The following is an 8,198-nucleotide window of genomic DNA, read 5'->3' as shown; positions in this document are numbered from 1 at the left end:
CGGCCTCGGCCGCGGAGGAGACCGCGGTGCTCCCGCCCACGCCCGCCGCGCCCACCGCGCCCGCGCCGATTCCGGAGCGGCCCGGCAGCGCCCCGTACGCGATCCGTCCCGGCCGTCCCGGGGACCGGCCGCCGCCCTCGGAGTTCGACGGTCTGTTCCGCGACGCCGGCGGTGCCGGTGGCGGTGGCGCCGATGAGACGCAGCAGCTTCCGCAGTTCGGCCCGGACGTTCCGCAACCGCCGTCCGGCGGCCGTGGTGACGGCGGTCATGGCGGCGGTGGGCGGCGCCGGATGTCGCGGGGCATGATCATCGGCATCGTGGTGGTGGCGAGCTGCGCCGTCGCCGGGCTCGCCGCGGGAGCCGTGCTCAGTATGGGCGGCGACGACGACGGTAAGGACAACTCGACGCTGAGCAGCTCCTCGCCGAGCGCCGCGGAGTCGTCCAAGGCCGCAGACCCCGTCGAGACGCAGGCGAAGGCGCTGGACGCGCTGCTCGCCGACAGCAACAACAGCCGGTCGTCGGTGATCAAGGCCGTGGACAACATCAAGTCCTGCAAGGATTTGACCACGGCGGCCTCGGACCTGCGGACGGCCGCGGGCCAGCGCAACGATCTGGTGACCCGGCTCGGCAAGCTCTCGGTGGACAAGCTGCCCGATCACGCGCGGCTGACCGCGTCGCTCACCAGGGCGTGGAAGTCCTCGGCCAGGGCCGACAACGAGTACGCGGCCTGGGCCGACCAGGTCGGCGGCAAGAGAGGCTGCCCCAAGGGCAAGGCCCGCCGTTCGCCCCGGGTCGGGGCGGCCGAGCGGGCGAGCGGCGAGGCGTCCCAGGCCAAGAAGACGGCCTCGGGGCTGTGGAACCCGATCGCCTCCCAGTACGGCCTCACCTCGCGCCAGGCCACCGACCTGTGACGGGGCGGCCGGGGGCGCCGCCGCCGTCCCCGGCCCAACCCGTGGCTCAGTCCGCCGGGTGGTAGCGCTCCAGGATCTTGGACACGTTGACGAAGCCCTTGCGCACCGCCACCAGCCGGCCGTCGCGCACCACCTGGTAGGTGACGTCCGCGTTGACGATCCGCGAGTAGTCGGGCACGTGCAGGGTGTCGTCGTAGCCCCAGCGCAGCGTCGGCGTCAGCCCGCCGGTGTTGACCGCGTGGCCGTTGTCCAGCGCGTTGCGCACGGTGCGGGCGCTGATGTCGTCGGCGTGCAGGGACATCAGCACCGAGCGCAGCACCGTGTAGCCGATCCAGGTGGTCTGCGTACCCGGGTCGTCCGGGTCGATGCGGTTGTCGTCGAAGGCGTACTTGTTGATGACCTTCTTCATGGAGTTCCAGCGCGGATCGTCCCCGGCCGGATACCAGCCGGTGGCGTAGGTGCCCTCCAGGGGGCTGGAGGTGCCGCCGGTGGAGTCGATCAGGGACTGCCGGACGCCGCCGAGGATGGAGGCTATCCGCACCTTCGGACGGTTCTCCTGGACCCGGCGGAAGGAGTCGAAGAAGGTGCCGGTGCGGTTGCCGAGCGCCGCGGTGACGCAGGAGCTCTCCAGGGACGCGCCCTGGTCGGCGCCGCCGAGGGAGCTGTCGGCGCCGACGCCCTCCAGGGCGGTGGCGGCCTGCTTGCTGTAGTCGCTCGCGCTCTCGGGGGCGCGGACATCACGGGCTGCGGCGCGGTTGCCCGCCCTGAGGCCGGTGTTGAGGAGCTGGGGGAGCTCGTCGCCCGCGATGGTGTCGGGGCGCACGAGCGCGGTGCGCTCGCAGCGGGAGGCCAGCTGGCGGCCGTTGCCCACCAGCAGGGCGGCCTGGCCGCCGTTGACCGGATAGGAGTACGGGCTGTCGAACTCCTCCTGCGTCAGCCCGTAGCCGCCTATGTAGGGGATGCCGGCGACCTCCAGCGGGGAGATGAAGGACCGGCCGTACTGGCTGTACGAGCCGACGACCGCGACGGCCTTGTCCTCCTTGGCCTGCTGGGCGCAGCCGGCGGCCTGGACGGCGTCGTTGCGCTCGTTGCAGGTGACGACCTCGAGCTTGCGGCCGTGGATACCACCGGAGTCGTTGACCCAACGGGCAAATGCCTTCGCCATGGCGGGCATTCCCGGCATATTGGTCGCTTTGGTGCCCTCGGGGGCCCAGGTCATGACGGTGATGGGGTCGCTGTCGCTCTTGTTCGACAGCACCGCGCCGCAGCCGGACAGCAGCGACGCGCCGACCGCCGTACACAGTGCCGCGACGGCGGCTCGGAAGGGGCGGGAGGAGGGGCGTCGCCGTCCGGTCATGACAAGCGAGCTTGGTGCTTCGCGAGGAACGCAGCCGCTATGACAAGGCAAGGGATGGTGACGTAGAGGTGAACAGCGGGGGCTGATCCGTTTCTATGTGTGAAGAACGTACGATCAGTGACTGTGCAAGGTTCGGAGAAGTCTTCCCGTCGCGCCCGTCGCTCGACCACCATGGGGGCCATGCCTGTCAACGACATGCCTTGGTGGCGCTGGCGCACCAATGTGCGCTCGGCGCTGCATATGCTCTCGGATCCCGTCTTCCAGCAGGAGTGCTGGCTGGCCGGCCAGCCTGGGTACGGCGATGTGACGGACGCCGTCTACCGGCTGGTCGAGGACACTTGGCTGGACAACTGGTCCGCCGAGAAATACGTCGGCACGATCTTCCGTGACTCGCAGGAGGCGGCGCTGGTCGATGTCGCCGTGCTGCGGGTGCTGAGGATCATGCACCAGGCGGGCGCGGACGCCCCCGTCTCGGCGTACCTCGAGCACCATGGCTGGCCGGAGGCCGTACGAGCGGCCCGCGAGGCCCATGTGCGGCTGGCCACCAACGATGGCGAGGATCCGGACACCCCACCGCGCACCCTCGAAGTACTGGCGATCATGACGCAGGCGGTCTGAACGACGTCGCGGGTGTGGGGCGCTGCCGCGGGTGTGGGACGCTATGGAGTCATGAGCGAGTCGCATCCCGTCCCCGACCAGTACATCCTGACGCTGTCCTGCCCGGACAAGCAGGGGATCGTGCACGCCGTGTCGAGCTATCTGTTCATGACCGGCTGCAACATCGAGGACAGCCAGCAGTTCGGGGACCGTGACACCGGGCTCTTCTTCATGCGGGTGGCCTTCCGCGCCGTCTCGCCGGTGAAGGTGGCGGATCTGCGGGCCAGCTTCGCGGCGGTCGGCGAGTCCTTCCGGATGGACTGGGAGATCCATCGCGCCGACGAGAAGATGCGCATCCTGCTCATGGTCAGCAAGTTCGGGCACTGCCTGAACGACCTTCTCTTCCGGTCGCGGATCGGCGCGCTGCCGGTCGAGATCGCCGCGGTGGTCTCCAACCACACCGACTTCCAGGAGCTGGTGGGCTCCTACGGGATTCCGTTCCACCACATCCCCGTGACGAAGGACACCAAGCGGGAGGCCGAGGCCCGGCTGCTGGACCTGGTGCGCGCGGAGCATGTGGAACTGGTGGTGCTGGCCCGCTATATGCAGGTGCTCTCCGACGACCTGTGCAAGCAGCTGTCGGGCCGGATCATCAACATCCACCACAGCTTCCTGCCGAGCTTCAAGGGCGCCAAGCCGTACCACCAGGCGCATGCGCGCGGGGTCAAGCTGATCGGCGCCACCGCCCACTATGTGACCGCCGATCTGGACGAGGGCCCGATCATCGAGCAGGAGGTCGAGCGCGTCGGCCATGGGCTCACCCCGGACCAGCTGGTGGCGGTCGGCCGCGATGTGGAGTGCCAGGCGCTGGCCCGCGCCGTGAAGTGGCACAGCGAGCGCCGGGTGCTGCTCAACGGGCACCGTACGGTCGTCTTCGACTGAGACCGATCGCCTCGCTCCTCAGAGGCGGGACAGCGACGCTGTGGCGAAGAGCACATCCCGGATCGCCTCGGTGTCCCCGGACAGGCCCGCCGCCGCCTCCTGCGGCGGCACATGCCCGGACGCCAGCAGATAGAACGCCTCCTGGTCCAGCGCGATCGTCGCCACCGCCTCCTCCGGCGCGGCCATCGCCGCCGGGGAGTCCAGCGAGATGTACCAGTCGCCGCCGCCCGTGCCCTCCACCTGGAGATGGAGCGTACGGCCCGGGGTGCCCGCCTCGACCAACCGCCGGGGCGGGGACGCGAGCCCGGCCCGGCGCCGCTCGGCCAGCGTCCCCGGAAGCAGCCGGGCACACAGGTCGATCATGGCCTTGAGGTGGGCGGAGGCCGGTGGTTCATAGGGGTAGTCGATGGCCTCGGCGATGTCCCCGGCGTGCACCCAGCACTCCAGGGCGCGGTCGAGGAACGCGTCGCGGATCGGCAGCGCGAAGTCCCCGTACGGCACATCGAGCTCCGCGACCCCGCGCCCGGCGAAGGACACCGTACGGACCAGGGCATGGCCCTGCTCGCGCCACAACTCCCGTACCGCCCCCGGCGGACCGGCCCCGTACGCGGCGCCGGGCTCGTGGTGCCAGTACGCCTCCGTACGGGCCAGGGGCGAGCCGGGGGCGGCGGCGCCCATCGGGTCGGGGAGGCCGAGGGAGGCGGCGACGATGCCGTCCACGACCATCAGATGGCCGATCACCCCGGCGACGGTGGTGTCCCGCCCGGTGAGCCGCCGCCCGTCGAACCACTTGAGCCGCACCGGCGCACGCCACTCGGCCTCGCCCATGTCGCGCAGCAGCGCGTCCAGCCGGGCGGCCTCGGCGTCGTAGGCACCGGCCCAGCCGGGCATGGGTATCCGGGCCGGACGGCGGCCCAGACAGCCCGCGAGCACCCGGGAGCGCAGCATCGGGTCGAGGTCCAGGCTGTGCTCGGTGTGCAGCAGCCCGACGGCGTCACGCAGCCGCAGCGCCTCCTCGGCGCAGGAGGGGCAGTGGTTGAGATGCGCCTCGACGGCGGAGGTCTCCTCCTGTGAGCACGCGGTCAGCGCCCAGGCGCCGAGCAGCGAGCGGAGCAGATCGTGCGAGAGCGGATGCGCCGCGGAGGGCGTGGGCGCCGCCAGGGGCGGAGCCGGTGGCGCGGGCGGGGCCGGTGGGACGGGCGCGACCGCGGGCGCGGGCAGTGCCGCGGAGGCGGGTGGTCCCGGGTCCGGACGCGGCTCCGGACGCGGCTCCGGTTCTGGTTGCGGGCGCGGCTCCGTTTCCAGTTCCGGATTCGCTTCCGGGGCGGGGCCCCGGGTCGATTCCGGCTCGGGGCCCATAGCTGGTTCCGGCCGATGGCACGGGCGCGACTCCGGTGCCGGTGTCGGTTCCGGTTCGGAGCCCGCGGCGGGTTCCGGGCCGGGTGCCGTATCGGGCTCCGGTCCGGGCTCCGATCCGGGCTCCGGTCCGGGCTCCGGTGTCCGTTCCGCCGCTGCCTCGTCCGCCCGTGCCTCGTCCGCCGCCGGCGGGCGCGGGGCGGGGATGCCGCCGTCCAGGGCGCCCGGCCAGTGGCCGCCGTCCTCGGCGGCCGACCGCGGCGGCGGTATGCGTGGTGGCCCGGCGGGGTGGGACGGCGGATCCGCGTCGCCGCCCCGTCCGGGCCCGTCTCTCCCGTCCCCGGAGTCGCCGGAGCTCTCGCCGTAGGCGTCGTCGTACGGGTCCGGCCCGCCGCGCCCGGTCACAGCGCCCGCCCGTAGCCGGGAGGCGAGACCGCGCGGGGCGGCTGGACATGGGCCGTGGACAGCAGTTGGAGGCCCAGCCGGAGGCGGCGCCTGGCCTCGTCCTCGGTCACCCCGAGGGCGGCCGCGGCCTGGCGGTAGTCATGGCGGTCGAAGTAGGCGAGCTCCAGGGCGGCACGCAGCGGGGCGGGCATGGAGGTGACGATGTAGTCGGCGCGGGCGGCCACGGACGCCTCGCGGATCCGCTCCTCCAGGGCCTCGCTCGTGAGGGTGTCCCCGCAGACCGAGGCGGTCTGCGATGCGCGTAGCCGGTGCACCGCCTGGCGCTGGGTGAGCATGGCGATCCAGGCGCGCAGCGAGCCCTGCTGGGGGTCGTACGCGTCCGGGTTCTCCCAGACGTAGCCGAAGACTTCCCGGGTGACGCGGTCGGCACCGCTGTCGTCCTCGAGGACCCGATGCGCCAAAGCGTGGACAAGTGAGGCAAAACGGTCATAGAGCTCGGCAAGTGCGGCCGCTTCACCGCGTGCCAGACGCTGTTGCATCCTGCGGTCCCAGCGGGGCGGTGCGTCATTCGCCATGCGGCCCCCAATCCCGAGTTGTCCGGCCGGCCCTCCAGGCACTATGCCCACGTTCATATCGAATGTAATGCCGGTAGCTCTCACAACACGCGTCCATCAGGCAAAGTGCGTGAGAACGGGGCCGCGCATGGTATTGGGACGGTCGCTTTGCGCAGGATCGGGGAGACGAAACGCTTCGGCGCGGCATAGGGTCGTCCCTCAAGGCGTATGCCTGGGGGAGTTTCATGCGCCGACGGGCGGGCAGCCGCCCGGGAACAGCAAATTCCGGTTAGCGGCGAGCGAAGGGCTTCGGGCGCGTGACGTTGAAGGTGATGGAGGACCGGCGGGGGGAGTGGGTCGTTCTCCAGGTCTCGGGAGAGATGGACCTGGTGACCTCGCCCGCAGTCCGGCAGCACGTCCACGACGCGGTCGCCGAGGGCCGCCATTGGCTGGTTCTGGACCTCTCGGAGGTCCGGTTCTGCGACTCCAGCGGGGTCGGCGTACTGATCGCGGCGCGTCGGCTGATGCGGTCGTGCTCGGGTCGGCTGCGGCTGATCCTGCCGCCGCAGGACGCCGCGCACGGTTCGCATGTGCACCGGGTGCTGGCGGCCCTGGGAGTGCGGCGGCTGTTCGACGTCTACCCCGACCTGGGGGCGGCCACGGAGCTGGACGAGGACGACGCGGACGCGGTCGACCCCCTGTCGGCCTAGGTGTGTTGTCCCGTCACCAACGTGCCGGGACAACACAACTAGGGCGCCCGGAGCCGTCCATCCGCCCAGGAGCGTCCGTACGCCTGCGGGTGCGCCCAGGGCGGTACGCGGGCCGCTCATGCCGGACCCGTGACGCGCGGGGTCTTGGGGAAGTCGGCCCGTACGACGAAGCCGCCCTCCTCCGTGGGTCCGGCCTCCAGCGTGCCGCCCAGCAACTGTGCGCGCTCCCGCAGCCCGACCAGACCGTGACCGCCGCCCGGCAGCCCAGGGGCCACGGCGGAGGCGTCGGGCGGGCCGTTGCGCACCTCGACCCGCAGGCCCCGGGTCTCCTCCGCCACTTGAGCCGTCCCGGGCGCCGTCCCGTGCACCACTCCTCGAGCCGCCTCGTGCGCCGCTTCCTGAACCGCCTCGCGATCCCCGCCGGGCCCGTCCGCCGCCTCCGGCCCCTCCGGCCCCTCCGCCTGCGCGTCGTTGACCCGTACGGTCACCCGCGCTCCCGGCGCGTGCTTGCGGACGTTGGTGAGCGCCTCCTGGACGATGCGGAAGGCGGCCCGTTCCACCGCCTCCGAGTGGCCCGGCCGCTGGGTCGCGCTGTCCGTCTCGAAGCTGACGTCCAGCGCGCTGAGTTCGATCAGCCGGGGCAGATCCGCCAGCCGGGGCTGCGGGGTCAGCTCCTCGTGGTCGCCGCCCGCCGCGCGCAGGATGCCGACCATATGGCGGAGTTCGTCCAGGGTCCGCACGGACAGCTCGCGGATGGTCCGCGCCCCCTCTCGCGCCTTCGCGTCCTCCGCGCTGATCTGCACCGCACCGGCCTGGAGGCTGATGAGGCTGACCTGATGGGCGACCACGTCGTGCATCTCGCGGGCGAGCCGGGCGCGTTCGGTGGACAGCACCTGCTCGGCGATCAGCTCGTCCGCGTGGCGGCGACTGCGGGTCAGGTCCTCGATCCGGGCGGCGAGTTCCCCGCGCGTACGCACCAGGAGGCCCAGTGCGATGGGTCCCACCGAGGTCACACACGCGTCGATCAGCGTGAGGGTGTTCTCCCGGTACGCGGTCGGCTCGAAGTCGGAGACCGGCCAGGGGATGAAGTGCGCGGCGGCCAGCAGCAGCGCGGAGACCCCCAGCAGCCGCCGGTCGGGGCGGAGTCGGGCCACCGTGTAGAGGGCGATCATCGGCGCGAACCAGACGTAGCCGATGAGGATCCCCGGCAGCGTCACCAGGAAGACCAGCGCGGGCAGTTTCCGGCGCACCAGCAGCGCGGCCGCCGCCACCAGCGAGACGTTGAGCTCCAGGCCGAAGGTGACGCCGTTGACGAGCAGCGCGTCGGCCACCGCGAGCAGGACGGGGACGATCAGCGAGCCCCAGC

Annotated in this window: 7 protein-coding genes and 1 pseudogene; 4 read left to right on the top strand and 4 right to left on the bottom strand. The window is 72.0% G+C overall.

Going from position 1 to position 8,198, the window contains the following annotated elements; translation table 11 throughout:
- A pseudogene (locus tag GWI24_RS35970) lies at positions 1-911 on the top strand (hypothetical protein); the annotation flags it as partial.
- Between the two features lie 46 nt (positions 912-957).
- Here the strand turns inward: GWI24_RS35970 and GWI24_RS35965 are convergent.
- A complete protein-coding gene (locus GWI24_RS35965; RefSeq protein WP_210950233.1) occupies positions 958-2,268 on the bottom strand; it encodes an ABC transporter substrate-binding protein in 1,311 nt (436 codons plus the stop codon).
- A gap of 171 nt (positions 2,269-2,439) precedes the next feature.
- Between GWI24_RS35965 and GWI24_RS35960 the strand changes: the two genes are divergently transcribed.
- Both GWI24_RS35960 and purU read left to right on the top strand, forming a co-directional pair.
- Complete coding sequence (locus tag GWI24_RS35960) at positions 2,440-2,886, top strand: hypothetical protein (protein ID WP_247617338.1); 447 nt, start codon at positions 2,440-2,442, stop codon at positions 2,884-2,886.
- A 51-nt stretch (positions 2,887-2,937) separates the two neighbouring features.
- Positions 2,938-3,807: a formyltetrahydrofolate deformylase gene (gene purU / locus GWI24_RS35955; protein ID WP_210950232.1), complete on the top strand. Its 870-nt coding sequence runs from the start codon at positions 2,938-2,940 to the stop codon at positions 3,805-3,807.
- Between the two features lie 18 nt (positions 3,808-3,825).
- Here purU and GWI24_RS35950 read toward each other — a convergent pair whose 3' ends face one another.
- Positions 3,826-5,568 carry a zf-HC2 domain-containing protein gene (locus tag GWI24_RS35950; protein ID WP_308344201.1) on the bottom strand — a complete coding sequence of 581 codons (1,743 nt, stop codon included), beginning with the start codon at positions 5,566-5,568 and terminating at the stop codon, positions 3,826-3,828.
- A complete protein-coding gene (locus tag GWI24_RS35945) occupies positions 5,565-6,143 on the bottom strand; it encodes a sigma-70 family RNA polymerase sigma factor (RefSeq protein WP_210950231.1) in 579 nt (192 codons plus the stop codon). The genes GWI24_RS35950 and GWI24_RS35945 overlap by 4 nt, the downstream gene beginning before the upstream one ends.
- Positions 6,144-6,454: 311 nt before the next feature.
- Here GWI24_RS35945 and GWI24_RS35940 point away from each other — a divergent pair, with 311 nt between their 5' ends.
- Positions 6,455-6,832 carry an STAS domain-containing protein gene (locus tag GWI24_RS35940; protein ID WP_210950234.1) on the top strand — a complete coding sequence of 126 codons (378 nt, stop codon included), beginning with the start codon at positions 6,455-6,457 and terminating at the stop codon, positions 6,830-6,832.
- Positions 6,833-6,948: 116 nt separating this feature from the next.
- Here the strand turns inward: GWI24_RS35940 and GWI24_RS35935 are convergent.
- On the bottom strand, positions 6,949-8,198 hold a 1,250-nt coding region (locus GWI24_RS35935; protein WP_210950230.1), incomplete at its 5' end, for a sensor histidine kinase.

It is taken from the genome of Streptomyces sp. MK37H, from assembly GCF_018035285.1.
GTDB classification, from domain to species: Bacteria; Actinomycetota; Actinomycetes; order Streptomycetales; family Streptomycetaceae; genus Streptomyces; species Streptomyces endocoffeicus.
The sequence above is the reverse complement of the archived record's forward strand: the minus strand, read 5'-3'. Positions and strand labels throughout refer to the sequence as shown.

Excerpts from the sequence above, each read along its gene's own strand:
- GWI24_RS35965 (WP_210950233.1), bottom strand. The coding sequence starts at position 2,268 with ATGACCGGACGGCGACGCCCCTCCTCCCGCCCCTTCCGAGCCGCCGTC.
- GWI24_RS35960 (WP_247617338.1), top strand. The coding sequence starts at position 2,440 with ATGGGGGCCATGCCTGTCAACGACATGCCTTGGTGGCGCTGGCGCACC.
- purU (WP_210950232.1), top strand. The coding sequence starts at position 2,938 with ATGAGCGAGTCGCATCCCGTCCCCGACCAGTACATCCTGACGCTGTCC.
- GWI24_RS35945 (WP_210950231.1), bottom strand. The coding sequence starts at position 6,143 with ATGGCGAATGACGCACCGCCCCGCTGGGACCGCAGGATGCAACAGCGT.
- GWI24_RS35940 (WP_210950234.1), top strand. The coding sequence starts at position 6,455 with ATGGAGGACCGGCGGGGGGAGTGGGTCGTTCTCCAGGTCTCGGGAGAG.